The 25896-nt window shown below is 59.0% G+C and carries 26 protein-coding genes; 12 read left to right on the top strand and 14 right to left on the bottom strand.

All coding sequences use genetic code 11. From position 1 onward, the window contains the following. Positions 1-80: 80 nt before the first annotated feature. The 9 genes from fis to NAV33_RS19240 all read right to left on the bottom strand — a co-directional run bounded on the left by fis (position 81) and on the right by NAV33_RS19240 (position 8720). On the bottom strand, positions 81-401 hold the full coding sequence (fis, locus tag NAV33_RS19280; RefSeq protein WP_131649971.1) for a DNA-binding transcriptional regulator Fis: 321 nt from the start codon (positions 399-401) through the stop codon (positions 81-83). Then, a complete protein-coding gene (gene dusB, locus NAV33_RS19275) occupies positions 398-1411 on the bottom strand; it encodes a tRNA dihydrouridine synthase DusB (protein WP_255983047.1) in 1014 nt (337 codons plus the stop codon). The genes fis and dusB overlap by 4 nt, the downstream gene beginning before the upstream one ends. Before the next feature lie 209 nt (positions 1412-1620). Continuing rightward, on the bottom strand, positions 1621-2937 hold the full coding sequence (locus tag NAV33_RS19270) for a DUF3426 domain-containing protein (protein ID WP_255983045.1): 1317 nt from the start codon (positions 2935-2937) through the stop codon (positions 1621-1623). Between the two features lie 109 nt (positions 2938-3046). Next, on the bottom strand, positions 3047-3928 hold the full coding sequence (gene prmA / locus NAV33_RS19265; RefSeq protein ID WP_255983042.1) for a 50S ribosomal protein L11 methyltransferase: 882 nt from the start codon (positions 3926-3928) through the stop codon (positions 3047-3049). Positions 3929-4036: 108 nt separating this feature from the next. After that, on the bottom strand, positions 4037-5386 hold the full coding sequence (gene accC, locus NAV33_RS19260; protein ID WP_255983040.1) for an acetyl-CoA carboxylase biotin carboxylase subunit: 1350 nt from the start codon (positions 5384-5386) through the stop codon (positions 4037-4039). Between the two features lie 17 nt (positions 5387-5403). Then, positions 5404-5862 (bottom strand): acetyl-CoA carboxylase biotin carboxyl carrier protein, encoded by a 459-nt coding sequence (accB, locus tag NAV33_RS19255; RefSeq protein ID WP_255983038.1) that lies wholly within the window; start codon positions 5860-5862, stop codon positions 5404-5406. Positions 5863-5944: 82 nt separating this feature from the next. Then, positions 5945-6388, bottom strand: a complete 444-nt coding sequence (gene aroQ, locus NAV33_RS19250; protein WP_255983036.1) for a type II 3-dehydroquinate dehydratase — start codon at positions 6386-6388, stop codon at positions 5945-5947. Between the two features lie 155 nt (positions 6389-6543). Further along, positions 6544-8325 (bottom strand): protein-disulfide reductase DsbD, encoded by a 1782-nt coding sequence (locus NAV33_RS19245; RefSeq protein ID WP_255983034.1) that lies wholly within the window; start codon positions 8323-8325, stop codon positions 6544-6546. A gap of 71 nt (positions 8326-8396) precedes the next feature. Further along, entirely contained in the window at positions 8397-8720 is a 324-nt protein-coding gene (locus tag NAV33_RS19240; RefSeq protein ID WP_255983032.1) for a Rieske (2Fe-2S) protein, read from the bottom strand. Between the two features lie 134 nt (positions 8721-8854). On the opposite strand from NAV33_RS19240, the gene NAV33_RS19235 reads away from it, so the two are divergent. From NAV33_RS19235 to NAV33_RS19225, 3 genes are read left to right on the top strand one after another with little or no spacing between them, the layout of a single operon-like run. Continuing rightward, positions 8855-9889 (top strand): FecCD family ABC transporter permease, encoded by a 1035-nt coding sequence (locus NAV33_RS19235; protein WP_272887424.1) that lies wholly within the window; start codon positions 8855-8857, stop codon positions 9887-9889. Continuing rightward, positions 9889-10656, top strand: coding sequence for a heme ABC transporter ATP-binding protein (locus NAV33_RS19230; protein WP_255983030.1), 768 nt, complete (start codon positions 9889-9891; stop codon positions 10654-10656). Before NAV33_RS19235 ends, NAV33_RS19230 begins: the two co-directional genes overlap by 1 nt. 9 nt (positions 10657-10665) lie before the next feature. After that, positions 10666-11556 carry a ChaN family lipoprotein gene (locus tag NAV33_RS19225; protein ID WP_255983028.1) on the top strand — a complete coding sequence of 297 codons (891 nt, stop codon included), beginning with the start codon at positions 10666-10668 and terminating at the stop codon, positions 11554-11556. A gap of 212 nt (positions 11557-11768) precedes the next feature. On the opposite strand, the gene NAV33_RS19220 is transcribed toward NAV33_RS19225, so the two are convergent. From NAV33_RS19220 to NAV33_RS19205, 4 genes are all read right to left on the bottom strand, one after another. Then, positions 11769-12566 carry a cyclic nucleotide-binding domain-containing protein gene (locus tag NAV33_RS19220; RefSeq protein ID WP_255983026.1) on the bottom strand — a complete coding sequence of 266 codons (798 nt, stop codon included), beginning with the start codon at positions 12564-12566 and terminating at the stop codon, positions 11769-11771. Positions 12567-12672: 106 nt separating this feature from the next. Next, complete coding sequence (locus tag NAV33_RS19215) at positions 12673-12945, bottom strand: TfoX/Sxy family protein (protein WP_255983024.1); 273 nt, start codon at positions 12943-12945, stop codon at positions 12673-12675. 9 nt (positions 12946-12954) lie between these two features. Beyond that, the gene (locus tag NAV33_RS19210; RefSeq protein ID WP_255983022.1) at positions 12955-13707 is read right to left on the bottom strand and encodes a class I SAM-dependent methyltransferase; all 753 of its coding nucleotides are present in this window, start codon (positions 13705-13707) and stop codon (positions 12955-12957) included. A 156-nt stretch (positions 13708-13863) separates the two neighbouring features. Continuing rightward, positions 13864-15426, bottom strand: a complete 1563-nt coding sequence (locus NAV33_RS19205) for an AAA family ATPase (protein WP_255983020.1) — start codon at positions 15424-15426, stop codon at positions 13864-13866. A gap of 156 nt (positions 15427-15582) precedes the next feature. On the opposite strand from NAV33_RS19205, the gene mrcB reads away from it, so the two are divergent. The 3 genes from mrcB to NAV33_RS19190 are packed head-to-tail and all read left to right on the top strand — an operon-like array spanning position 15583 to position 18986. Beyond that, positions 15583-17895 (top strand): penicillin-binding protein 1B, encoded by a 2313-nt coding sequence (mrcB, locus tag NAV33_RS19200; protein ID WP_255983018.1) that lies wholly within the window; start codon positions 15583-15585, stop codon positions 17893-17895. Between the two features lie 57 nt (positions 17896-17952). Beyond that, entirely contained in the window at positions 17953-18654 is a 702-nt protein-coding gene (locus NAV33_RS19195; RefSeq protein WP_255983015.1) for a tetratricopeptide repeat protein, read from the top strand. Continuing rightward, the gene (locus tag NAV33_RS19190) at positions 18654-18986 is read left to right on the top strand and encodes a YqcC family protein (protein WP_255983013.1); all 333 of its coding nucleotides are present in this window, start codon (positions 18654-18656) and stop codon (positions 18984-18986) included. Before NAV33_RS19195 ends, NAV33_RS19190 begins: the two co-directional genes overlap by 1 nt. A gap of 41 nt (positions 18987-19027) precedes the next feature. Here the strand turns inward: NAV33_RS19190 and NAV33_RS19185 are convergent, their stop codons facing one another. Continuing rightward, a complete protein-coding gene (locus NAV33_RS19185) occupies positions 19028-19462 on the bottom strand; it encodes a DUF4124 domain-containing protein (RefSeq protein ID WP_255983011.1) in 435 nt (144 codons plus the stop codon). A 397-nt stretch (positions 19463-19859) separates the two neighbouring features. On the opposite strand from NAV33_RS19185, the gene NAV33_RS19180 reads away from it, so the two are divergent. The 6 genes from NAV33_RS19180 to msrQ all read left to right on the top strand — a co-directional run bounded on the left by NAV33_RS19180 (position 19860) and on the right by msrQ (position 25831). Next, positions 19860-21584 carry an acetolactate synthase 3 large subunit gene (locus tag NAV33_RS19180; RefSeq protein WP_255983009.1) on the top strand — a complete coding sequence of 575 codons (1725 nt, stop codon included), beginning with the start codon at positions 19860-19862 and terminating at the stop codon, positions 21582-21584. 2 nt (positions 21585-21586) lie between these two features. Beyond that, complete coding sequence (gene ilvN / locus NAV33_RS19175; protein ID WP_131649991.1) at positions 21587-22078, top strand: acetolactate synthase small subunit; 492 nt, start codon at positions 21587-21589, stop codon at positions 22076-22078. A 47-nt stretch (positions 22079-22125) separates the two neighbouring features. Continuing rightward, positions 22126-23142 (top strand): ketol-acid reductoisomerase, encoded by a 1017-nt coding sequence (ilvC, locus tag NAV33_RS19170; protein ID WP_255983006.1) that lies wholly within the window; start codon positions 22126-22128, stop codon positions 23140-23142. Between the two features lie 149 nt (positions 23143-23291). Beyond that, the gene (pssA, locus tag NAV33_RS19165; RefSeq protein ID WP_255983004.1) at positions 23292-24119 is read left to right on the top strand and encodes a CDP-diacylglycerol--serine O-phosphatidyltransferase; all 828 of its coding nucleotides are present in this window, start codon (positions 23292-23294) and stop codon (positions 24117-24119) included. Positions 24120-24182: 63 nt separating this feature from the next. Then, positions 24183-25193, top strand: a complete 1011-nt coding sequence (gene msrP, locus NAV33_RS19160; RefSeq protein WP_255983002.1) for a protein-methionine-sulfoxide reductase catalytic subunit MsrP — start codon at positions 24183-24185, stop codon at positions 25191-25193. Continuing rightward, entirely contained in the window at positions 25193-25831 is a 639-nt protein-coding gene (msrQ, locus tag NAV33_RS19155; RefSeq protein WP_255983000.1) for a protein-methionine-sulfoxide reductase heme-binding subunit MsrQ, read from the top strand. The genes msrP and msrQ overlap by 1 nt, the downstream gene beginning before the upstream one ends. Positions 25832-25896: the final 65 nt, after the last annotated feature.

Below are 25896 nucleotides of genomic sequence, written 5' to 3'. Positions count from 1 at the left end.
AACGGTTCCATCAGAGGTTTAGCTGCAAGCCGCAAGAGAAAAGCGCTTCCACTAGAGGCTTGTAACTTGAGACTTGTGGCTCAGAGAAGATCGTACTGCTTGAGTTTCTTGCGCAGAGTGCCGCGATTCAGGCCCAACAGTTCGGACGCCTTGGTCTGGTTGCCCTTGACATAATTCATCACGGTTTCCAGAAGCGGCGCCTCTACCTCGGAAAGCACCAGGTTGTAAACGTCCGTGACGTCTGCGCCTTCAAGATGGGCAAAATAGTTGTGCAACGCCTTCTCCACACTGCCGCGCAGGGTCTGACCTGCTTCGCTTGGTGTGTTGAGGTGCTGCTTGAGGTTCACGTTGTCGCTCACGGATGTTGTTCCAGTTACCAATGTTTCGTTCAACAGCGTCATGCAGCCACCCCTTTTCCATCCCCCGAGTCAGGGCTTGTTCGGCGTTCGGCGAAGAACGCTCGAACACTGGCGCATTGCGCGTCCCTGTCTTCCAAACCGTTGAACCGGGCGCGGTATTCGCGCGCGCCAGGAAGTGTTGCGAGATACCAACTGACGTGCTTGCGTGCGATGCGCACCCCCATGACGTCGCCGTAGAAGGTGTGAAGAGTGCTCAGATGTTCCAGCAGGATGGCTTCGATTTCGGCCAGATCCGGCAGAGCTAACAACGTGCCGGTCGCGAGATAATGATCGATTTCGCGAAAGATCCAAGGCCTGCCCTGGGCTGCTCGGCCGATCAACAATGCATCGGCACCCGTTGCTTTCAGCACCTGACTGGCCTTCAGCGGTGTGTCGATATCCCCATTGGCAAATACCGGTATCGATACTGCCTGCTTGATTGCAGCAATGGTGTCGTACTCGGCGTCGCCCGTATAAAGGTCGGCGCGTGTGCGCCCATGCACGGCCAGCGCCGCGATTCCCGATTGTTCGGCGATTTTCGCTACCGTGAGCCCATTCTTGTTTTGCCTGTCCCAGCCGGTGCGGATCTTCAAAGTCACTGGAACATCCACCGCGGCTACAACGGCTTCGAGTATTTCGGCGACCAGCAATTCGTCCTTCATCAGCGCCGACCCGGCGGCCTTACTACAGACTTTCTTCGCCGGGCAGCCCATATTGATATCGATGATCTGCGCGCCCAGCTCGACATTGCGAACCGCGGCTTCGGCGAGCATCTGCGGATCACCGCCCGCGATCTGCACGGAACGCGGTTCAGGATCACCCTCATGCAGCAGGCGCAGGCGCGATTTGCGGCTGTTCCATAGGCGTATGTCACTGGTCACCATTTCCGAAACGACCAAGCCTGCACCGAGGCGTCGGCATAACTGACGGAACGGCTGATCGGTCACGCCGGCCATGGGCGCGAGGATCAATCGATTTGGAAGGGTATAAGGACCGATGCGTACCGCTGACATGAAGATTCCCTGCTTGGAGCCTGCTTGTTAGGTCGATCGGGACAGCAAAAAAGGGTGTGCATAATACCCGCTCCGGATGACGGGTTAAAGGTTGTTTTGAACAAATTCTGAACAGCCTCAAGCTTATAACCGGCGGCTGAATTGGCACGCCGATGCGACCGACGGTGATCGCCTTCGGAGGCTGCGCGACGCCGAAAGCCGGCTAGGGGCTATTCGGGAGACCGGAAGCTCAGGCTGTAATTAACCGCCTTGGCGCCTGGGTCGAGAATATCCAGAGCGATGTGAATGGGAATCTGCGATGGCATTTCCCTTTGCCCGGCAAGCTCTCCGGAAAGATACTCGCCAGGTTTGAAGGTGCGGCTCGCCAGTGTCTGCTGATTGATGTCGGCGAAGCGGACTTCCAGCAGCGGGAACGGCTGCGCGAAGGCCGCGCGGTTGTAGATGATCGCATCGACTACCAGCGCACCAGCGAAGTCGGGATGGCTGCGAACCACCAGGTTACTGCTCCGGATCTGGCTGATGTCGACCTTTGGCGGTAGCTCGCAGCCCAGAGAAGGGCAGAGCTGCGCGAGCCAAGGGCGATATTCGTCCTGCCGCGCGAGCTCGTCGAAGTTGTACGCCACATACTGCCCGCCCAGTGCCAGCAGGGCGATCAGGTTCAACGCGCCCCAACCCAGCCAGCGGCCCCATGGTCGACGTCGGGCCTCCCAGTCGAGTTGCAAAGGCTCATCATCGAGCTCGAACAGCGGGTCATCCCGTTCTCGGCGCGGCTGGCTGGGTTGAAGGTCTGGTGCAGCGTCGGCTGCAGGGTCGGCTGCAGGGTCGGTTTGCGGCAGCTCATCGTCTGTCTCGTCGATGCTGCCAATGGCTGGTTCGACGCGTTCCCGTGAATTCTGCGAGTCCAGATGCTCGGTCAGTGGTCCGCGGGAACTCGCGAGCGGGCTCGGCGGTGCGGGGCGTTCACGCGTAACAGGGGCGAAATGCAGTTCCGTCGCATCTAGATCCGGCTCGGAAGGGAAGGGCTGTTCCGCTGGCATTACGGTTCTGGGCGTCGGGGCTGTTGCCTGATCGCTTTCCTCACTCAGCAGCTGCTCAGCCCAGGCCTCGTCATCGGCGGTCGGCTGATCGTTATCGTAGGGTCGAAGGCTGTCTCCGGGCTGCGGCTCCAGCTCGAGGAACTCGCGCGACAATTCAAGCTCCTGTCGCTCGAGCTTTGCCAGTTCCTCGTCCAGATCGAGGCTGTCCAGGTCGAGATCGTCGTGGATCCACAGCGTGCTGTCTTCCGCTTGCGGCTTCGTTGGTGGTTGCGGACGAGGCTGTGGCGTTTCGCTAATGGCAAATGGTATCGGCTCTGCTGTATCGACAACGACGTTTTGCGCTAGATCGTCCCCATGCAGATGGCGGGTTGCATTGAACACGTCCATGCACGCGCCGCAGCGCACTACGCCATGGGCGACGGCGAGTTGGGCGCGGTTGACACGGAAGCTGGTGCGGCAATGCGGGCACTGGGTGACGAAATTGGTCATGCGTTGGTCCGGCGGAAATGCCGGTTAGTCTAGCGCATGCGCGGCAGTGGCGGCTCGCGGATAACGCAACGTTGCTGTCGCGTTCCGGAGTGTCAAACCGCCGCGTGGTTCAGACCCGTCGAATGCCGGTGATGCGCACCCAGCCATCCTTATCTGCGGTGGGATCAAGATCGAATTGCTCGATGTAGGCGGCGCGGACTTCTTCGGCCTGTTCGGCGAGGATGCCGGATAGGGCCAGGCGGCCGCCCGGTTTGACCCGCGCGGTGATCTGCGGCGCAAGCGCCACCAGTGGACCAGCGAGGATATTGGCAACGACCACGTCGGCCTGACCATCCGGCAATTGTTCAGGCAGGAACAGTGGGAAGCGGGCCGGGTCGATGCCGTTGCGCCCGGCATTGTCGCGGGATGCTTCTATGGCCTGGATATCGATATCGGTACCGATCGCTCTCTCGGCTCCGAGCAGCAGTGCGGCGATGGCAAGGATCCCTGAGCCACAACCGAAATCGAGTACCTGCATGCCGGTCAATCGTTGCCCATCCAGCCACTCCAGGCATAGCGCAGTAGTAGGGTGGGTGCCCGTACCGAAGGCGAGGCCGGGGTCAAGCAGCAGATTCACCGCGTTCGGTTCGGGTGCGGCGTGCCAGCTGGGCACGATCCACAAGCGGCGACCAAAGCGCATGGGGTGGAAATTATCCATCCAGCTGCGCTCCCAGTCCTGATCTTCGATGCGTTCCAATTGATACTCAGGTAGCTCGTCTCCGATCAATAGCTGCAGATGGGCGAGGAGGTTGCTTTCCTCGACGTCACCCTCGAACAAGGCCAGCAGGTGGGTGTGCGACCACAGCGGCGTGGTGCCCAGATCGGGCTCGAATATGGGCTGGTCCTCAGCGTCCATGAAGGTCACTGATACCGCGCCGACGCCCAGCAGCGCATCCTCTAGGGTTTGCGCCTGTTCTGGAGCGATGGCAAGACGAAGTTGTAACCAGGGCATGCGAAACTCCCTTCGAGAGCAGCTTCAAGCGACAGGTCTCAAGCTGCAAGAAAAAGAAAGGGAGCGGCTTTGCCGCTCCCTTTGGGTGCACATCATATCGCTCGCAGCTTAGTGCTTATCCATACCCAGCTTCTTTTCGAGGTAATGGATATTCACGCCGCCCTTGCAGAAGCCTTCGTCACGAACCAGATCCCGGTGCAGCGGAATGTTGGTCTTGATACCGTCGACGACGATTTCGTCCAGCGCGTTGCGCATGCGCACCATGGCTTCTTCACGCGTGGCGCCGTAGGTGATCAGCTTGCCGATCAGCGAGTCGTAGTTCGGCGGAACCGAATAGCCGCTATACAGGTGCGAATCGACGCGTACGCCGTTGCCGCCCGGTGCATGGAAATGCTTGACTTTGCCTGGGCTGGGCAGGAAGTTCGACGGGTCCTCGGCATTGATCCGGCACTCCAGAGAATGCCCCCGGATGACGACGTCTTCCTGCTTGATCGACAGCTTGTTTCCGGCAGCGATGCTGAGCATCTCTTTGACGATATCCACGCCAGTCACCATTTCCGTCACCGGATGTTCGACCTGCACGCGCGTGTTCATCTCGATGAAGTAGAAGCGACCGTCTTCGTAAAGGAACTCGAAGGTGCCGGCGCCACGGTAGCCGATCTCGACGCAGGCGTCGGTGCAGCGCTTGAGTACTTCGGCACGGGCCTTTTCATCGATGTAAGGGGCAGGCGCCTCTTCCAGAACCTTCTGATGGCGACGCTGCAAGGAGCAGTCGCGGTCGCCCAGGTGAATCGCGTTGCCCTGACCATCAGAAAGCACCTGGACTTCCACGTGACGTGGATTGCCGAGGAATTTTTCCAGATAAACCATCGGGTTGCCGAACGCAGCACCGGCTTCGGTACGGGTCAGCTTGGCCGACTTGATCAGGTCTTCTTCCTGATGAACCACGCGCATACCGCGACCACCACCGCCACCAGCGGCCTTGATGATCACTGGATAGCCGACTTCTCGGGCGATGCGCAGGGCTTCGGTCTCGTCTTCCGGCAGCGGGCCGTCGGAACCGGGCACCACTGGCACGCCTGCTTTGATCATTGCGTCCTTGGCCGACACCTTGTCGCCCATCAGGCGGATGGTTTCGGCTTTCGGTCCAACGAAGGCGAAGCCGGAATTTTCCACCTGTTCGGCGAAGTCGGCGTTTTCAGCGAGGAAGCCGTAGCCCGGATGAATCGCCGTTGCGCCGGTCACTTCCGCTGCGGCGATGATCGCCGGGATGTGAAGGTAGGAATTGGTTGCAAGGGCTGGGCCGATGCAGACGGACTCGTCTGCCAAGGCTAGGTGCATTAGTTCGCGGTCGGCGGTGGAGTGCACCGCGACAGTCTTGATCCCCAGCTCCTTGCAGGCTCGCAAAATCCGCAGGGCGATTTCACCGCGGTTGGCGATTAGTACTTTTTCCAACATCGCTGGCTCTCCGCGGTTCAAACGATGGTGAACAGCGGCTGGTCGTATTCGACCGGCTGACCATTCTCCACCAGGATGGATTCGATGGTGCCGCTGGTTTCGGCCTCGATGTGGTTCATCATCTTCATCGCTTCGACGATGCAGAGGATGTCGCCCTTCTTCACGCTCTGACCGACCTCAACAAAGTTGGCAGACGTTGGGGAGGAGGCGCGGTAGAAGGTGCCGACCATCGGCGAGCGGACCACGGTGCCGTTGAGCTTAGGCTGTGCCGGGGCAGCATCGGCAGCGGGAGCTGCAGCAGCTGGCGCGGCGGCCGGTGTTGGCATCGGCGCCTGGGCGTAGTAGGGCTGCTGCATGGCGACTTGCTTGCTGTGGCGGCTGATGCGTACGGACTCTTCGCCCTCGTGAATTTCCAGTTCGTCGATACCGGACTCTTCCAGCAGTTCGATCAGCTTTTTAACTTTGCGAATATCCATGAAGCGGTGACTCCCAAGTAAGTTCAAAGGGCATTGCTGCTCGCTTCTTCGAGGCCGGGCACGTTCGCTGTGCGCGGTCCTGTCAGGAAGCAGCGAGTTGTTCCAGGGCGGCCTCCAATGCCAGGCGGTAGCCGCTGGCGCCAAGGCCGCAGATCACCCCTACCGCGACATCCGAGAAGTAGGAGTGATGACGGAAAGGCTCACGCTTGTGCACGTTTGACAGGTGCACTTCGATGAATGGGATGCTCACAGCCAGCAGCGCGTCACGTAGCGCGACGCTGGTGTGTGTGAAAGCGGCAGGATTGATCAGAATGAAGTCCACGCCTTCGCTGCGGGCGGCATGGATTCGCTCGATGAGTTCGTACTCCGCATTGGATTGCAGGTGCAACAGGTGATGGCCGGCGTCGCGGGCCCGCTGCTCAAGGTCCTGATTGATCCGCTCCAGCGTAACCGCGCCATAGACGCCGGGTTCGCGGGTGCCGAGCATATTCAGATTCGGGCCGTGGAGGACCAGAAACGTCGCCATGAGTATTCCTTGTTGTTCTGTCCGGAAGGCGCCCTGTTAGCGCTCGATCCGGTGAGGGGGAAAAACTATGCACGAAGCGAGGGCTGACTGTCCAGTCATGTCTTGATCGGCGTAAATGGCCGCATTATGTCTGGAGATTGCGGCAAGGAACCTGTCTAAAGATAGGCTTTGGCGCGGTTCAGCCGTTCAGCGAACTGGCTCGCGTCGATTTCACCGACGACACGTACGTCTGCCATTTCCCGACCGGTGCGATCGAAGAACAATATCGCGGGCGGACCGAAAAGTTTGTACTGGTCGAGCAATGCGCGTTGTTCCAAGTTGCTGTCGGTGATATCGAAGCGAATCAAGCGATAGTCGGCGAGGCGTGGCGCGATCGCCGGGTCAGCGAACACTTCACGCTCGATCACCTTGCAGCTGATGCACCAATCGGCATACCAGTCGAGCATCAATGGCTGTCCCGCCGCGCGGGCCGCGGCGAGCTGGGCGTCGAGTTCCGTTGGTGTGGAAACCGTATGCCAGCCCGCGACCTCGCTGGCGGCGCCTCCTGCCGCAACGAATGTCGAGCGTGGCAGCGGACGCAGAGGGTCGGAGCCGCCCTGCAGCGCGCCGATCCACGCTGCCAGTGCGTAGACCAGCAGTGCCAGGCCAATCAATTGCGCGAGCTTCTGCCGCGACGTCTTCTGGGTAAATTCGAGCGTTCCGAGAAACAACGCCGTACCAGCCGCCAGCAAGCCCCACAGCGCCAGCGCCAGCGATCCTGGCAGCACGCGTTCGAGCATCCATACCGCAACCGCGAGCAAGAGCACGCCGAAGACATTGCGTACAGCGACCATCCAGGGTCCGCTCTTGGGTAATAGCGCGCCGCCGCCTGTGGCAAACAGGACCAGCGGAGCGCCCATGCCAAGACCCAGAGCGAAAAGTTTCAGGCCGCCACCGAGCGCATCGCCGCTGGCGCTGATGTAGAGGAGCGCGCCGGCCAGCGGCGCGGATACGCAAGGCGAGACCAGCAGGCTGGATACGGCGCCCAATAATGCGGCGCCCATGAACGAACCGCCCTTGGCATTCCCCGCCAGGTGATCGAGACGACTGTGCAATGCCTGCGGCAAGCGCAACTCGAAGAGGCCGAACATAGCCAGGGCAAAAGCCACGAAGAACAATGCGAAGGGCACCAGAACCCAGGGTGATTGCAGACGTGCCTGCAAATTCAGCTCGGCGCCGAACACACCCATCAGCGCGCCCAGCAGGGCGAAGCCGCCGGCCATCGGCAGTACGTAGGCGAGCGACAAAAGGAAGCTACGCATGCCGCCTGTCTGCCCACGCAGTACCACGCCGGAGAGGATCGGCAGCATCGGTAGCACGCAAGGTGTGAAGGTCAGGCCCAGCCCGGCGAGGAAGAACAGCGCCACCGATCGCCAGGATAATGCACCGCTATCGCTGTCAGCGCTGGCGGTATTGGAATCTGAAGAGGCGGGGGCTGGCGTGCCGCCGATATCCAGCGATTCCGTTTCCGGCGGATAACACAGGCCTTTGTCGGCACAACCCTGGTAAGTGACCTGCAGCACGAACGGTCGATTGTCGGGGTTCTGCACCGGCAGCTCAACGTCGAGCACACCGTAATACACCTCGACCTCGCCGAAATAATCGTCCGTCTTCTGCTTGCCTGCAGGTAGGCTTGCTTCGCCGATGACCACGCCCGCGTCGCTGGCCTTGAACTGGAACCGGTGCCGATAGAGATAATAGCCTTCCGCGGCGACGAAGCGCAGTTTGATCTGCTCGGGTGTCGCGTCGATAAGACTCAGGCGGAACGCCTCGCGCACCGGGAGAAAGTCTGCGCTGTTGTTCAGCCCGCCCAGGGTGGCGCTGGGACGACTATCGAACAGGCCGGCGGCGGCGGGCAGGGCGAACAGCAGGATCAGCAGACTCAGCAAACGGCGCATAGTCATCTCACAGGTAACAATGGCGGCATGATACCCAAGGTGATGAATCGTCGCCCGGGCGCAACGTCGCACTAGCGCGTGTTCTGTAACCAGATTGTGCCGTCGCGTTCGACAATGGTTAGCGCGCGCAGCGCCTGGCCGGCGCAGGGGCCTGCCACGCATTCACCGCTATCGATGAGAAACAGCGCACCGTGTATGGCGCACTGGATGAGGCTGCCACTGCTGTCGAGAAACTGGTCAGGCTGCCATTCCAGCGGAGTCCCGCGGTGCGGACAGCTATTTTCGTAGCCATACAGGGCGCCGTCCTTGCGCACGACAAGCAGGCGTTGACCCTTTATCTCCAGGCCTTTGCTATTGCCTTCCGCGACTTCGCTCGCGGCGCACAATCGGATCATGTTACCTCCACGGTGGAACCGGGATTATCGCTTAGGCAATTCCATTTAGCGCAGGGCTCTGTTCGGATTAGTACTGGCGGACCTATGGGATGGCTTTTATTCTTCGCGTCGACTTCCAACTGACGACGCTATTGATGAGCTCTGTGCTATCCGCACGCCCCTTGTTCCTTTCGCTGGGCCTGTTGTGGCTGGTTGCCTTCTGGCTTTCGCTCGCGTTGGGGCCGGTCAGCCTGTCGCTCGACGACACTCTGCAAGCCATGCTCCGCCTGCTTGGCATTCCGCTTGGTGAAAAAGTCGGGCAGGCCGAGCTCATTCTCGGGCAGATACGTTTGCCGCGTGCTTTGCTCGGGATGGCCGTCGGCGCGGTGCTCGCGTTGTCCGGTGTCGCCATGCAAGGGTTGTTTCGCAATCCACTGGCGGACCCGGGCTTGATCGGAGTGTCCAGTGGTGCTGCGCTGGGCGCCGCCGTGACCATTGTCGGCGGTGAGCTGGCAGGCGGTATCCCGACGTTATTGGAGCCCTATCTGCTGTCGCTTAGCGCTTTCATCGGCGGTCTCGGCGTCACCGCATTGGTGTATCGCCTCGGGCGTCGCGATGGTCGCACTCACGTCGCCACGATGCTGCTCGCTGGCATCGCGCTGACCGCCCTGGCTGGCGCGGCAATCGGGCTTTTTACCTATCTTGCCGATGACACCACACTGCGAACCCTGACCTTCTGGAATCTGGGCAGCCTCAACGGTGCCAGCTATGCACGGCTCTGGCCGCTCCTGCTGGTGACGGTGGCAGTCGCCTTCTGGTTGCCGCGGCGAGCCCAAGCGCTGAATGCGCTGCTGCTTGGCGAGTCCGAGGCGCGTCATTTGGGGTTCGACGTCGAGCGGCTCAAGCGCGAACTGGTGTTCTGCACGGCAATGGGTGTCGGCGCGGCAGTGGCCGCAGCCGGCATGATCGGCTTCGTCGGGCTGGTGGTCCCGCATCTAATGCGTCTGGTGGTCGGACCCGACCACCGCTTACTGCTGCCAGCTTCGGCGATAGCGGGCGGTAGTCTGCTACTGCTGGCTGACGTGCTGGCGCGGCTTATGCTGGCGCCCGCCGAGCTGCCGATCGGTATCGTTACCGCTTTGCTGGGCGCACCCTTCTTTCTATACCTGTTGCTGCGAGGGCGACGCTGATGCTCCAGGCCCAGGGGATTTCGGTACGCCGCGGTGCCGCGACGGTACTCCACGATATTGACCTCCAATTGGCGGCTGGCGAAGTCTTAGGAGTGCTGGGCCCCAACGGTGCTGGCAAAAGCACCTTGCTCGGCGCTCTGAGTGGCGAGCTGGCGGTCGGTACCGGACAGGTACTGCTGCATCAAAAGCCGCTGCACGCCTGGGATGGGCCTGAGCGCGCGCGCTGCCTGGCGGTGCTGCCGCAAAGCTCGAGTCTGAGCTTCGGGTTCTTGGTGGAGGACGTAGTCGGCCTCGGTCGATTGCCCCATGCCAGCGGCCGCAAGTTTGATGACCAGATCATCGCGGCCGCATTGCACGCCGCGGACGTCCAACATCTGGCCCGACGTAACTACCTGACGCTGTCCGGCGGCGAGCAACAACGCGTGCACTTAGCGCGCGTTCTCGCGCAACTTTGGCCGGGTGGCTCCGGGCAGGTGCTACTGCTCGACGAACCCACCGCCATGCTCGACCCAGCGCACCAACATAGCATTCTGCAGTCGGTACGGCGCTTTGCCGAACAGGGCGGCGCGGCGCTGGTGATCCTGCACGATCTGAATCTCGCCGCGCGTTATTGTGATCGCCTGCTGCTGCTCGCCGATGGGCGCGCCCGGTTATGTGGTGCGCCGGATCAAGTGCTGCGTGCTGAGCCGCTGAAGTCCGTATTCGGTCTCGAGGTGCTGATACAGCAGCACCCGGAGCGTGGTCATCCACTTGTCATTGCCCGTTGAGGGGTGCAGATGCGATTTTTCTTGCCCGTCGCCGTGATTCTGCTCACCGCGTGCCAATCGATGCCATCCCTGCCGGCTTGGCAGAGCCCCGAAGGCCTCGATCATCCGGATCTGGGTCAGATCGTTGATCTGCGCAGCGGCGAGCGGCTTTCGCCGCAACAGCTATTGAGCGAACTGGCCGATGCCGATCGAGTCCTGGTTGGTGAACGTCATGACAATCCTGACCATCACGCCCTGCAGCGCTGGCTACTTCAAGCGCTGGCACAGCGGCGCGAGCAGGGCAGCGTTTTGTTGGAAATGCTCAACCCCGATCAGCAGGAGAGGGTTGCGAGCGTACAGGAGTTTATTGCGCGAGGGCGGCGGCCAGCGGACCTGCCAGCGGCGTTGGGATGGCAGAGCGGTTGGAAATGGGAGCTGTACGCGCCGCTAGTCGAGTACGCTCTGGCACAGCCTTATCCATTACTGCAGGCGAACCTTGATCATGCGGAAATATTCAGCATCTACCGCAGCGAGCCGCTGCTTACCGGTGCGGCCGCTACGGCGAAGGTACAAGACACTCTGCTGGCGCAGATCCGGGTTTCTCACTGCGGCCTGCTGCCCGAGGCGCAACTACCGGCAATGCTTGCAGTGCAGCAGCAACGCGACCGCCGAATGGCTCAGCAATTAGAGGTGGCGCCGAAGCCGGCGATGTTGTTGGCTGGTGCCTTTCACGTAAGGCGTGATCTCGGGGTGCCTTTGCATCTAGGAAATGGCGGAGCCGCCGACGTACGTATATTGATGCTTGCCGAGACCGGGGAAGCGGTGGAGGCGAAACAAGCCGATTTCGTCTGGTTTACTCCGGCCCAGGCGCGACAAGACCTTTGTGATGCATTTCCCGAAAAGCTCAGAAACCAGAATTAAGGCGAGTGCATTTTTGCAGGCAAAAAAAGACCCGGCAAGAGCCGGGTCAAAACCGTGATTAGCCTGATGAGGAGATAATCTGAAAGTCCGACTGCCTGGTCTTTCAGCTTACCAACTGGCCTCGCGACCAGTGGTGCTAATAATAACAATTCTCATTTCATAGTCAACAATTGATTTGAGAATATCAGACTAGAAAGGCCTCTGGTGAGCCTTCAAGCGGAGATCGGCAGCCGCAACTGGGTAACTTCCTTGTTGAGCAGATCGATGCGTCTGGCCATGCTTTCTATCAGGCTGTGGGCAATTTTCGGATTGCTCTGCATCAAGCTGAGAAATTGATCCTTGGGTATCACCATGACGGTACAGGCCGTGGTGGCGACGACGGTCGCGCTACGTTTTTCCCGAGTGAATACAGCCATCGCACCGAAAATTTCATCGCGTTGCACGTCGCCGACCTTTTGCCCGTCGACAATCGCTTCGGCGTGCCCTTCGATGATGATGAAAACGTTATCTGCATCGTCGCCCTGATGGATCAGTTCTTCGCCGGCCGCGAAATGCTGAAAACCCGTCGTCGGATGGATCTCGGGTTGCTTCAGCCGAGCGAGGGCATCGGACAGCAGGGCCGTCTGGCCAATCAGATATTGGGTAAAGAGTTCCTGTCGGCGTTGATCGGCGTGAATATGTTGGAATACCGCACTGCGCGAATAGGGAATCAGGCGAATCGACTCTTCACTTCGATAACGACAGACCGGCAACTCGATGCCTTGGCGGAGACCCAGGATGTCCCCTTCCTGCATGTAGAACAGTGGCCGCTCGTCCACCAGCGCATGCAGTAGCCCGCTCTCGATGACGAACAACTGCTGTTCAGGCAGCTCGCTGCTCAAATCATCGGAACACTTGACTTCAATAGCAGAGCCGGAGGGTGCGAGGCCTTCCAATAGCTGGGCGGGGATCCCTTGCAGGCGATTGATCAGTCGATCGGCGTAGGCCGGTTGTTCCCCGAGTAGATACATGACGGTAGTCCTTGAGCCTGCGAGCTTGCAAAGGTTGAGCGATGCGCGCGCTGACAATAAGGCCGCAGGTGCTAAGGAGTAAATCTCGCCACGTAGAGGTTGTGAGCTAGCTCTTGTTGCCGCGGTGGCAACTATTCAAATGCTGGTTCAGCTCGCTCTTGAGGGTATCTGGCAGTTCTTTCCAGTTTGTGTCACGCAGCGCTCCTTCAATGGCGTACAGCAATACTCGGGATGCATTGAATCCTCGTGATTTGACCGCTTGGTAGGCGCTGACCGAACCGAGCCGGCGCAGATCATCGGCGGTGTGGATGCCTGACGCGTGCAGCCATTGCGCAGATGTCTTGCCCAGGTTCTTCAAGGTCAGCAGCTCGTCGTGCATGAGTGGCTCCTATCGGCCCGGATAACCGGCGAGGAAGTGAAGCGGCCAGCGAACCCTGCGTTGTCGATCCGGATCGCCCCACAGGCTTGCAAGCTCGGGTTCTAGCTGGGTCACCGGATCTTTGCCGTGGGCTTGCTGCCATTGCCTCACTGCCGACCAGGTGCGCAAGTAGCCAAGCAACTGGGGCAGGTTCCAGAGCGCCTCGATGGCAAAATCCGGCGGTTCGATGGTTTCGAAGGGCACCTGAATGTCGCGATAGCCGGCATCGACGCTGGCACGTCCTTGCGGCCAGTAGCCGCGCAGCGTTTCGCCATGTAGGCGGGCAATGACGGCATCCACCGCAGGGTCGATACGAAGCAGGCTGTAGCACCACGCGCAGAACAGACCATCCGGGTTGAGCGCTCGAGTCGCTTCTGAAAAGAACGCTGGAGTAGCGAACCAGTGCAGCGCCTGGGCAACCACAATCAGATCAGCCAAGCCATCGCGCAGGGGCAGCTGCTCTGCCCGAGCAGCGAAACGCTGTGCCGATTGCCAGGTCCTGCCGCTGATCAACTGATCAGGACTGGCATCGCAGGCAAGCACGGTATCGAAGTGGACCAGTAGAGGAAGAGTCGCCTGGCCGCTACCGGCGGCGATGTCGAGAGCGCAGCGGGGTTGTGCGCATTGCTCAGCAAGCCAGCGGAACAGACTGTCCGGGTAAGTTGGCCGGAACTGGGCGTAATCTTCCGAACGGATCGAGAAAAGCTGGACGCTATCACCCATAGCGGCGATCCGGTGGCAGCAATAGCAGAACGCAGTGGGGCATGGTCAATTTCCGCAGGCAGACCGTGCAAGTATAGAAGCACCGCCGGCTTCTGCCCGCAGCGGTGCTTGATCAATGTTGTCGCATCCAGCGCAACGCCGCCAGCTCTCGAATCTTTAGATGCCAGGAAGGCGCAGGCGAATCGCGCTGACCAGATTGTCGAGGCTGCCAGCATCGGGCGTATCGACCCGTCGGCTGAGCAGTTGCTCGCTCTCGGTCAACGGCTCGCGTGCCGCCTGCTGCGCTTTGACTACGTCCATGGTCGCATCGGATGGGTCGCCGCCTTCGGCCTGTCGTTGCGCGAGCCATTGTTCGATGACCGCGTCGGGAGCCTCGCAATCGATAATCACGAACGGCACTCCGGTGGATTCTGCGGCCTGCCAGGCCGTTTGGCGGTGCTGTTGCTTGAGATAGGTAGCATCGATCACCACCGAGAAGCCCGCATTCAGTGCCGTCTCGGCTAGCGAATGCAGTCGCTTATAGGTGGCTTCGCCAGCTTCGGCACTGTAGATGCCAGCATCCAGCTCGCTGGATTGTCCTTGAGGCTGCTCGCCATGCAGCCGCTTGCGCTCGACATCCGAACGCAGCCTGAGCGCGCCCAGCGCCTCGACCAGGCGTAGTGCGACTTGGCTTTTGCCCACCGCCGAGACGCCATGGGTAATGGCTAGAAAGCGAGACGGAATCGCACTGTAACTTTCGGCCAGATTGGCGTAACTGCGGTACTGGCGCAGGATGACCCGACGCTGAACGGCGTCCTGCTCCTGATAAAGCCGGAACAGATTGACCTTGGCGCGCACCAGCGCGCGATAGGCTTTGTACAGATTGAGCAGTTCGAGTGCGGCGTAATCGCCGGTGCGTTCCAGCCAGCCGTTGATAAAGCGCCGCGCCTGGCATTTCAGTCCTCGATCTTCCAGATCCATCGCGAGGAATGCTGCGTCGCAGGCGATATCGATCAGACGGAAGGGCTCGTTGAACTCGATGCAATCGAATAGCACCACTTTGTCTTCAATGATCGTGGCGTTGCCCAGGTGTAGATCGCCGTGACATTCACGGATAAAGCCGTGTTGGGAGCGCTGTGCCAACAACGGCTGCAAGCGGGCAATGCTCGTTTCGGTCCAGTCGAACAGTGCATCGAGTTGTTGCAGATCGGCCTGCTCTGTCAGTAATGGGCGGATCTGCTCGAAGTTCTGCCGCATCGGCGCGACGATTGCTTCAGCGCTGTTCAGTGCATGCCCGGAGGGCACCTGGGGAACGCTCAGGTGGAACTGCGCGATCTGCTCGGCGAGGGCGTCGATGTGGGCATCGGTCAGTTCGCCGCGAGCTTGCACTTCAGCCATCAGTTGGGTCTGCGGAAACTCACGCATTTGCAGCACGTACTCAATCGGCTCACCGCTACCGCCGATCACCGGCGCGTCAACGATGCCGGTGATCGGTAGGACGCGCAGGTACAGATCAGGTGCCATGCGCTGATTCAGGCGTAGCTCTTCTTCACAAAAATGCTTGCGAGCCGCCAGGTCGGTGAAATTGAGAAAGCCGAAGTCCACGGGTTTCTTCATTTTATAGGCGTAAGTGCCGGTGAGAATTACCCAGGAAATATGGGTTTCGATGACCTTGAAACCTTCGACCGGGTGGGGATAAAGGGCCGGGTTCTGCAGCGCGGCGATCAATGCTTGGCTCACAGTCATTCCTTGTAGAGTTTTTTGAATGGGCGTGTGAGCACATCGGGATACAGTTCACACAGTCTGAGACCGCCTCATTATGTCGTTCCGTGATGGGCCTGCAAACCGCCAAGAGGCGGTCTTGCGGGCAAATCAAAGTGCGTATAATGCGCCGCCATGACTAAAGCACGCTCTCCTCGTTCCCGTTCGAAACGCCGCTCCGGTGGCTCCCGCCCCTGGCTGGGCTGGGTTATCAAACTAGCCATTGTGGCTCTGGTTATACTCGCCGGTGTCGCCGTTTACCTCGATGCCGTGGTGCAGGAGAAGTTCTCCGGCAAACGCTGGACTATCCCGGCAACGGTCTATGCCCGGCCGCTCGAATTGTTCGTCGGGCAGAAGCTCGCCAAGAATGATTTCCTGACCGAGCTCGATGCGTTGGGCTATCGCCGCGAAAATACGGTAAGTGGTCCCGGCAGCATTTCGGTGGCTGGCAATGCCGTGGAAATTCATACGCGCGGATTCCGGTTCTATGAGGGCGCTGAAGAGTCGCAGCGCATCAGGGTGCGGTTCTCTGGCGACTTCGTTGCTGGCCTAGCGCGCGCCAATGGTGGCGAGCTTCCGGTTGCGCGTCTCGAACCGCTAACGATCGGTGGGCTTTATCCGGCGCATAACGAAGACCGTATTCTCATCAAGCTCGACCAGGCGCCACCGTACCTTGCGGAAACCTTGGTCGCCGTTGAAGATCGGGAGTTCTTCGATCATTTTGGCGTGTCGCCCAAGTCCATCGCACGTGCCGTCTGGGTGAACCTGACCGCCGGCGAGGTTCGCCAAGGTGGTAGCACGCTGACCCAGCAGTTGGTCAAAAACTTCTACTTGACCAACGAGCGCAGCCTTAGCCGAAAGGCCCTTGAGGCGATGATGGCGGTGCTGTTGGAGCTGCATTACGACAAGCAGGAAATTCTCGAGGCCTACCTCAACGAGGTATTTCTCGGTCAGGACGGCCGCAGAGCCATTCATGGTTTCGGCCTGGCCAGCCAGTATTTCTTTGGTCGGCCGCTAGCCGAGTTAAAGGTGCAGCATGTTGCGCTGCTAGTTGGCATGGTAAAGGGACCGACTTACTACAACCCTCGGCGCCATCCGGAACGGGCACTGGAACGTCGCAATCTTGTTCTCGATCTGTTAGCTGAGCAACAGGTTCTGAGCCCTGAGGAAGCCGCGGCAGCGCGGAAGACACCGCTTGGCGTGACACAGCGGGGCAGTCTTGCCGATAGCTCTTATCCGGCGTTCCTGGACCTGGTCAAACGTCAGTTGCGTGAGGATTACCGCGAGGAAGACCTGACGGAGGAGGGCCTGCGGGTCTTTACCAGTTTCGATCCGATTTTACAGGTGAAAGCCGAGAAGGCGATGAGCGAGACGCTGAAGCGCCTCGGCAAGGCTGCGGAGAAAGTCGAAGGGGCGATGCTGGTCACCAATCCTGAGACCGGCGAGATTCAAGCGATGCTCGGCGGCCGTCAACCAGGGTTCGCGGGATTCAATCGTGCGCTGGATGCGTCCCGGCCCATTGGCTCTCTGATCAAGCCGGCTATCTACCTCGCCGCTTTGGAGAAGCCCAGCCAGTACACCCTGACCAGTCTCTTGGAGGACGAACCGTTTTCGGTCAAAGGTGCCGATGGGCAAGTATGGAAGCCGCAAAACTATGGGCGTACCGCTCACGGCACTGTGTATCTCTATCAGGCATTGGCTCATTCCTACAATCTGTCCACGGCTCGCCTCGGCCTCGATTTGGGTGTGCCACACGTGCTGAAAACGCTTGAGCGGTTGGGTGTTTCACCAGAGTGGCCAGCTTATCCCTCGATGCTGTTGGGTGCTGGCGGGTTGCGGCCTATCGAGGTGGCGGGCATGTACCAGACACTCGCCAACGGTGGTTTCAATACACCGCTTCGAGCCATTCGCAGCGTCGTCGCTGCCGACGGCGAGCCGCTCAGCCGTTATCCATTCAAGATCCAACAGCGTTTCGATGCTGGTGCTATCTATCTGACTCAGTACGCCATGCAGCGCACCATGCTAGAGGGCACAGGACGCTCGGCCTACAATTACGTGCCAAAGTCGTTGGCGTTGGCGGGCAAGACGGGCACCACCAATGATTCGCGCGATAGCTGGTTCGCCGGGTTCAGTCAGGACTTACTGGCTGTGGTCTGGCTAGGTCGTGACGACAATGGCAAAACTTCGCTGACCGGGGCCACCGGAGCATTGCAGGTCTGGGCGGACTTCATGCGGCGTGCCGATCCGCTGCCGCTGCAGTCGCCAATGCCGGACAATGTTGAGATGGTGTGGGTGGATGCGCAGACGGGGCAGGGTACGCTGGAGAATTGCCCTGACGCTGTGCAGATTCCTTATATTCGCGGCAGCGAACCCGCAGTGGGTCCTGGTTGCGGTATTCGGGCTCCGGCTGAGTCGGTCATGGACTGGGTTCGTGGCTGGTTGCCATAAGCGTTTACCAGTTGAACGGAATTTCAAGAGGTTCGAATATTGAGCAAGCGATGGATTATGATTCTGGCGGCCGCGACGGTGGTGCAGGGCTGCGCAACGGTCAAGCGGGGCGCAATACCCGTCGTCGATTCGGGAGCTCCGGTTTCCGAAGAAGTGTCGGCGCGGCAACCTTCTCGCGCCGGCAACTCGCCCGCGCCGACGACGCGCTCTGCGCCCGCGGACTCCGGCGTAATGGTCATGGTGCCGCAGCAGAACTCCGAACCCTTGCAAACGTTCGCTGCGCCGGATATCACCTTCTCCGGTTCTTCGAGCCCGGTTTCCGATGCGCCTGGACAATGGACCCCGCCGGTGCAACCGGCCCCAGGCCCGACGCCGCGCCAGCCGGTGCCCAATGGTATCCCTTCCAATAGTGGAACGTTGTCTGCTGACGAGCGGCTTGACGGACCGGTGCTGGCGCTACTGACCACGGCTCAGCAGCAACAGGGCGGTGGTGATCTGAATGGTGCAGCGTCCAGCCTCGAGCGTGCTCAGCGTATTGCGCCGCGCGAGCCGCAGGTGCTGTACCGTCTGGCTCAGGTGCGCCTTGCTCAGGGGGATGCAGTACAGGCCGAGCAGTTGTCTCGGCGGGGGTTGAGTTACGCCAACGATCGCCCGACGCTGCAGGCCAGTCTGTGGGAATTGATCGCTCAGGCGCGTGAGCGTCAGGGTAACGCCGCGGGTGCCTCGCAGGCTCGTGAGCGGGCAAAGGTTGCGATGTGATGGATCAACGCATCCCGGAACTGGCTGAACAGTTACTGCTGATAGAACAAGAGCTGCGTGGGCTCGGCGTGTGGACATCGTCGCCGCCGGATGCGCAGGCTTTGGTCAGCCAGGAGCCGTTTTGCGTCGATACGTTGTCGTTCGATCAATGGCTGCAGTGGCTATTCCTGCCGAGAATGAAGACCATCCTCGAACGCGGTGAGGCGCTGCCGACCGTTTCGGGGATTCTGGCGATGGCGGAAATGGTCTATAGGGACCGGCCGCAGCAAGTGGTTGGCCTGCTCAAGGCGCTGGAAAGGTTTGATGTGCTGATCAGCCGCGGCGAGGCTTGATGCGCGTCAGTCCGCGAGACTGATGTTGTGCCCGATATGCATCAATCACACGTGTCGGCGATTTTCTGTTTGGTTTCGCCGATACGAGTTTGGCGCTCTTCTTCGTTCAGGCGCCGCATCTCTCCTTCTTCTTCCACGCGCACCCGTGGATTGTTCTGCAGTTGCGCCAAATTGGTTCGTAGCGTTGTGCAGTAGCGCTGGCGTTCTGCTTCCTGTTCGGCCACCTGCTTCTTGACCTGGCGATTAATGCTGCGCTGTTCGGATACGCCCGCTGGCTCGGGCTCGACCGGTTCTGCCGCGCTAGGCTTGGGCGGTGGCGTGGCGGTGTTGAGTACTTCGGAGGATTGACCCTCCGGTGGTTGTGCACCGAAGTGGGTTACCCCCTGTGCATCCACCCATTTATAAACCTGGCTGGCCATGACGCCGCTGCTCAATGCAACAAGCAACAGTCCGCCCGCGAGAATCGTCAAACGCATGCTAATCCCTTCTGTGGTAGAGCCAAGCCGGTACTATACGCAAAAGCCGTGAGCCTTCATTCTGCGCTGGATCACAGCTGAAAACAGTTGAAGGGCAACAGCAGGCTTGACTTGGCTGGGCCTAATCCGAACAATTCCATGCTTGCTGTTCTGAGGGGTCCCTGCAGGCACCCGTTCAGTCAATCATGAGGTGCACACCCGCGCCGACTTGTAACACCCGCAACGCGTTACCTCGCGCTGGGAGGAGCGCCCCGCAACACTTTGGGGCTTTCCTAATACTTGCTAGTCAGTAGCTGACGTAGTCGGCGACCACCGTCGCTCATGCTCTGTTTGGCAGTAAACCTATTTCTGGCCGGTCCGACGCGGGGCGGCTATCTGGCGTTTAGAGGTGAACAACGTGGAACTTTTATCCGGCGCTGAAATGGTCGTCCGCTTCTTGCGCGACGAGGGCGTTAAGTACATCTACGGTTATCCGGGCGGCGCCTTGCTGCACATCTACGATGCGCTATTCAAGGAAAAGGAAGTCACGCACATCCTTGTGCGTCACGAACAAGCCGCTACTCACATGGCTGACGGTTACGCTCGCGCCACCGGCAAGGCCGGTGTCGTGTTGGTGACATCCGGCCCTGGCGCCACCAACGCTATCACCGGCATTGCCACCGCCTATATGGACTCGATCCCGATGGTGGTGATCTCCGGCCAGGTGCCGAGCACCATGGTCGGCACCGACGCCTTCCAGGAAACCGACATGATCGGTATCTCCCGGCCCATCGTGAAGCACAGCTTCATGATCAAGCATCCTTCGGAAATCCCCGAAGTGATGAAAAAAGCGTTTTATCTCGCAGAGTCTGGCCGCCCTGGGCCGGTTGTCATCGACATCCCGAAGGATATGACCAACCCGGCCGAAAAATTCGAATACGTTTACCCGAAGAAAGCCAAGCTGCGTTCTTACAGCCCGGCGCTGCGTGGCCATTCGGGGCAGATCCGCAAGGCGGCGGAGTTGCTGCTGTCAGCCAAGCGGCCAATTATCTATGCCGGTGGTGGCGTAGTCATGGGCGGCGCCTCGGCGCAGCTGACCGAGCTGGCGAAGATGCTCAACCTGCCAGTGACCAATACCTTAATGGGGCTCGGTTGCTATCCGGGTAGCGACCGTCAGTTCGTCGGCATGCTCGGCATGCACGGCAGCTATACCGCCAACTTGGCGATGCATCACTCCGATGCGATTCTCGCGGTCGGTGCGCGTTTCGATGATCGCGTAATCAACGGTGCGACTAAGTTCTGCCCGAACGCCAAGATCATTCATATCGATATCGACCCGGCGTCCATTTCCAAGACGATCAAGGCTGATATCCCGATCGTTGGTCCGGTGGACAGCGTGCTCACCGAGATGGTTGCCATCGTCAAGGAAATCGGCCAGGCGCCGAATGCCGAGACGGTTGCAAGCTGGTGGAAGCAGATCGAGGAATGGCGTGGAAGCCGTGGCCTATTCCCGTATGACAAGGGTGACGGCATTATTATCAAGCCGCAGGCGGTTATCGAAACGCTATGTGAAGTAACCAAGGGCGACGCTTATGTGGCCTCGGACGTTGGTCAGCATCAGATGTTCGCGTCCCAGTACTACAAGTTCGACAAGCCCAACCGCTGGCTCAATTCTGGCGGTCTCGGCACCATGGGCTTCGGTTTCCCGGCTGCCATGGGGGCCAAGCTGAATTTCCCAGAGGCTGACGTCGCCTGTGTTACTGGCGAAGGCAGCATCCAGATGAATATTCAGGAGTTGTCGACCTGCCTGCAGTACGACCTTCCGGTGAAAATCATCAACCTCAACAATGGTGCGCTGGGCATGGTCCGCCAGTGGCAGGACATGATGTACAGCAGCCGCTATTCACACTCTTATATGGAATCGCTGCCGGACTTCGTCAAGCTGGTCGAAGCCTACGGGCATGTAGGTATGCGCATTACCGACTTGAAGGATCTCAAGCCGAAGTTGGAAGAGGCCTTCGCCATGAAAGACCGACTCGTGTTCCTCGATATCGCTGTTGATACCAGCGAGCACGTTTATCCAATGCAGATCAAAGATGGCGCCATGCGTGACATGTGGCTCAGCAAGACGGAGCGGACCTGATCATGAGACACATCATCTCTCTGCTAATGGAAAACGAACCAGGTGCATTGTCCCGTGTGGTGGGCCTGTTCTCGCAGCGCAACTACAACATCGAGAGTCTCACCGTTGCGCCGACTGAAGATCCGACCCTGTCGCGATTGACCTTGACCACTGTTGGCCATGAGGAGGTGATAGAGCAGATCACCAAAAACCTCAACAAATTGATCGAGGTGGTCAAGCTGGTGGATCTGTCTGAGAGTGCGCACATTGAGCGCGAGCTGATGCTCATCAAGGTGAAGGCTACCGGCGCGCAGCGTGCCGAGGTCAAGCGCACCACTGACATCTTCCGTGGGCAGATCGTCGACGTGACTTCAAACGTCTACACCATCCAGTTGGCCGGTACGACCGACAAGCTGGACAGTTTTATCCAGGCTATCGGTACCACATCGATTCTGGAAGTCGTGCGCAGCGGCGTCACCGGGATTTCCCGTGGCGACAAAGTGCTGAGCATCTAACACGTTTTTATCGAATGGCCCGAACGGCCAGTAACAGGGGTAATTCCATGAAAGTTTTCTACGACAAAGATTGTGATCTTTCCATCATCCAGGGCAAGAAGGTCGCGATCATTGGATACGGCTCTCAGGGCCATGCGCATGCCTGCAACCTGAATGATTCCGGTGTCGACGTGACTGTCGGCCTTCGCGCTGGCTCCTCGTCCGTTGCCAAAGCCGAGGCCCATGGTCTTAAAGTCGACAATGTCGCAGCGGCAGTTGCTGCGGCCGATGTGGTAATGATCCTCACCCCGGACGAATTCCAAGGCCGTTTATACCGTGACGAGATCGAGCCGAACCTGAAGAAAGGCGCCACGCTGGCCTTTGCTCATGGTTTCTCGATCCATTACAACCAGGTCGTGCCCCGTGCTGATCTGGACGTAATAATGATCGCGCCAAAAGCGCCAGGTCACACCGTGCGCTCCGAGTTCGTCAAAGGCGGTGGTATCCCCGATCTGATCGCGATTTATCAGGATGCGTCCGGTAATGCCAAGAACGTTGCCCTGTCCTACGCCTCGGGTGTTGGTGGCGGCCGCACCGGCATCATCGAAACCACTTTCAAGGACGAAACCGAAACCGACCTGTTCGGTGAGCAGGCCGTTCTATGTGGTGGTTGCGTCGAGCTGGTCAAAGCTGGTTTCGAAACTTTGGTCGAAGCCGGCTACGCGCCGGAAATGGCTTATTTCGAATGTCTGCACGAACTGAAGTTGATCGTCGACCTGATGTTCGAGGGCGGTATCGCCAACATGAACTACTCGATTTCCAATAACGCCGAATACGGCGAGTACGTCACCGGTCCGGAAGTCATCAACGCCGAGTCCCGTGCTGCGATGCGCAATGCGCTGAAGCGTATCCAGGACGGCGAGTACGCGAAGATGTTCATCACCGAAGGCGCAGCCAACTATCCGTCGATGACAGCCTATCGCCGTAACAATGCTGCCCATGGCATCGAAGTAGTCGGTGAAAAACTGCGCTCCATGATGCCTTGGATCGCTGCTAACAAGATTGTCGACAAGAGTAAGAACTGATACTGGTTCTGCTTGGAAAGAACGCGGCCTAGGCCGCGTTCTTTCGTTATGCCTGCGGGCATCTGATATAAACCGATGCTGGCGCCCAGATGAACCCGCTGTGCCAGGATCTGTCGAAATTATTCAAACCTGCTGTAAGGTGAATTTGCATGAGTGAGCACCCCGAAGAGCCGAACAAGCCAGTCGAGCCGGAAAGTCTGCTGCCTATCGACGAGCACGTCGAAGAAATCCAGGATTCCGACGGTCGAAAAGTTCGCCATCGTGGCATCTACCTGCTCCCAAACCTTTTCACTACCGCCAATCTGTTTGCTGGCTTCTTCTGCATAATTGCCGCGATCAACGGTAACTTCTATGTCGCTGCCGCCACGGTATTCGTGGCGATGGTACTGGACAGCCTCGACGGACGAGTGGCGCGGCTGACCAACACCCAAAGTGCGTTCGGTGCCGAATACGATTCGCTGTCCGATATGGTTGCCTTTGGCCTGGCACCCGCCGTGTTGGCATACGAATGGGCGCTGTCCGGCTTGGGTAATGTAGGGCTGACCGTGGCGTTCATTTATGTCGCCTGTGCTGCGTTGCGTCTCGCGCGTTTCAATACGCAAATCGGTAAAGTCGACAAGCGCTGGTTTATCGGTCTGGCCAGCCCTGCGGCGGCTGGTGTGGTTGCCGGTTCGGTGTGGGCGGTCTGGGCGCTGGACGAGCCGGGCATTCGAGGCGTGGATCTTCCCATTGCGGTGGTAATGCTGTTTGCGTTGCTAGTGGCGGCGGCAGGTTTGTTGATGGTCAGCAACATCAAGTACTACAGCTTTAAGGATCTCGATCTCAAAGGCCGGGTGCCCTTCGTTGCAATCCTCGTGGTGGTCTTGGTTTTCGCCGTAGTGTTCAGCGATCCTCCTCGTATTCTGCTTTTGATCTTTCTTGCCTATGCCGTTTCGGGGCCCGTGCAATTTTTGATGCGTCGTCGCAAGCGCGTCTAAAGTTGATTTCTACAGTGATCCGCTGTCTATTGGAGAGCCAGGCCTTAGGCAGCGGAGCACCTCATGTTTATAAAAATTCCCCGTCGCGGCGATTGCCGCGAATCAGAGGTCATTCCCGAAGCGCTATATCTGAATCGCCGGCAATTGTTGCAGGGGTCGATGTTGTCAGTGGCTGCTAGCGGATTACCGGTACTGACGCGTGCGGACGAGGGGCGTTATGCGCAGGTAGATGCAGTCGATGCTCCTGCATGGTTCGATGCAAAGCTCGACCAAGCGCACTGGGAAGCAGTCACTGCCGACGGCGAATCCATTACGCCTTATCGAGACGCTACCCATTACAACAACTTTTATGAGTTCGGTCCGGACAAGGGTGACCCTGCCCGTCACGCGCCGAAGCTGGTGACCGAGCCCTGGACTGTCATGGTCGATGGAGAGGTGACGAATCCGGGGCGGTACTCAGTGGACGATTTGTTCTCTCCGACTCAGCTTGAAGAGCGTATTTATCGCTTACGTTGTGTCGAGGCGTGGTCAATGGTCATTCCGTGGCTGGGCTTTCCTTTGGCTGAATTGGTTCGTCGTCTGGAGCCAACCTCCAATGCGAAGTATGTGCGCTTCGAGACCTTGGTCCGGCCCGAGCAAATGCCAGGGATGCGTGCTGGCTTTTCTTTGATCGACTGGCCCTATGTCGAGGGGTTGAGAATGGACGAGGCGATGCATCCACTTAGTCTGATGGCAGTTGGTATGTATGGGCGCGTCCTTCCAAATCAGAATGGCGCGCCTCTTCGTCTGGTCGTTCCTTGGAAATACGGGTTCAAAAGTATCAAATCCATCGTTCGCATCAGTTTCGTTCATGATCAGCCGGCTACGACTTGGGAAACCATGGCACCTCAGGAGTACGGCTTCTATGCCAACGTCAATCCGCACGTCTCTCATCCTCGGTGGTCGCAGGCGCGGGAGCGTAGGCTCCCTGGTAGTCTGTTCAAACCCAACGTTCGCGAAACGATTTTGTTCAACGGTTACGCTGATGAGGTCTCACACCTGTATGCCGGAATGGATCTGAGCAAGGATTATTGATGCGGTATCCCCGCTGGCGGCTACTTCTCTTCGTCGGTATAGCGAGCGTGCCTTGTTACTGGTTGTACTTGGGGGCGATCGCTGCGCTAGGGCCGGACCCCGGCAAAGTGCTGGTAGATAATATGGGGCAGGGTGCTTTGGTACTGCTGTTGTGCTCGCTCGCAATGACACCTTTGCAGACGCTCACCGGATGGTCGGGCTGGATCGCGTTCCGTCGTCAGTTGGGCCTGTGGTCCTTCGGCTATGCAGTGCTGCATCTTGCGGCTTATCTTTATTTCTTGCTCGGGCTCGATTTCACAGGCTTTACGGCTGAGCTTGTTGATCGTCCATATATAGCTGTTGGAGCGATAGCATTGCTGGGATTGCTCGCTCTCGCTGCAACCTCTACCCGTTGGAGCATGCGCAGGCTGGGCAAACGTTGGAAGAAACTGCATCGGATTATTTATCCGGTGCTTCTTATCGTTCTGCTGCACATGCTATGGGTCGTCCGAGCTGATGCCGGGCGATGGGCTGCTTACGCTACGGTTGCCGCCATGCTGCTATTAGCGCGATTGCCGGTCATGAAAAAGAGGCTGAGCATGTTCGGCAGATCGAAGCGTGGAAAGATCATCGGAAACAAACCTGAAAACAACCATTGACGCCTCGTTTTGAGTGCCTATAATGCGCACCTTCTCCGGCGCAGGTCTTTGGTTAAACCTCTTTT

Source organism: Stutzerimonas stutzeri (assembly GCF_024448715.1).
Classification (GTDB): domain Bacteria; phylum Pseudomonadota; class Gammaproteobacteria; order Pseudomonadales; family Pseudomonadaceae; genus Stutzerimonas; species Stutzerimonas stutzeri_AR.
This window is presented reverse-complemented; position numbering and strand designations above follow the sequence as displayed.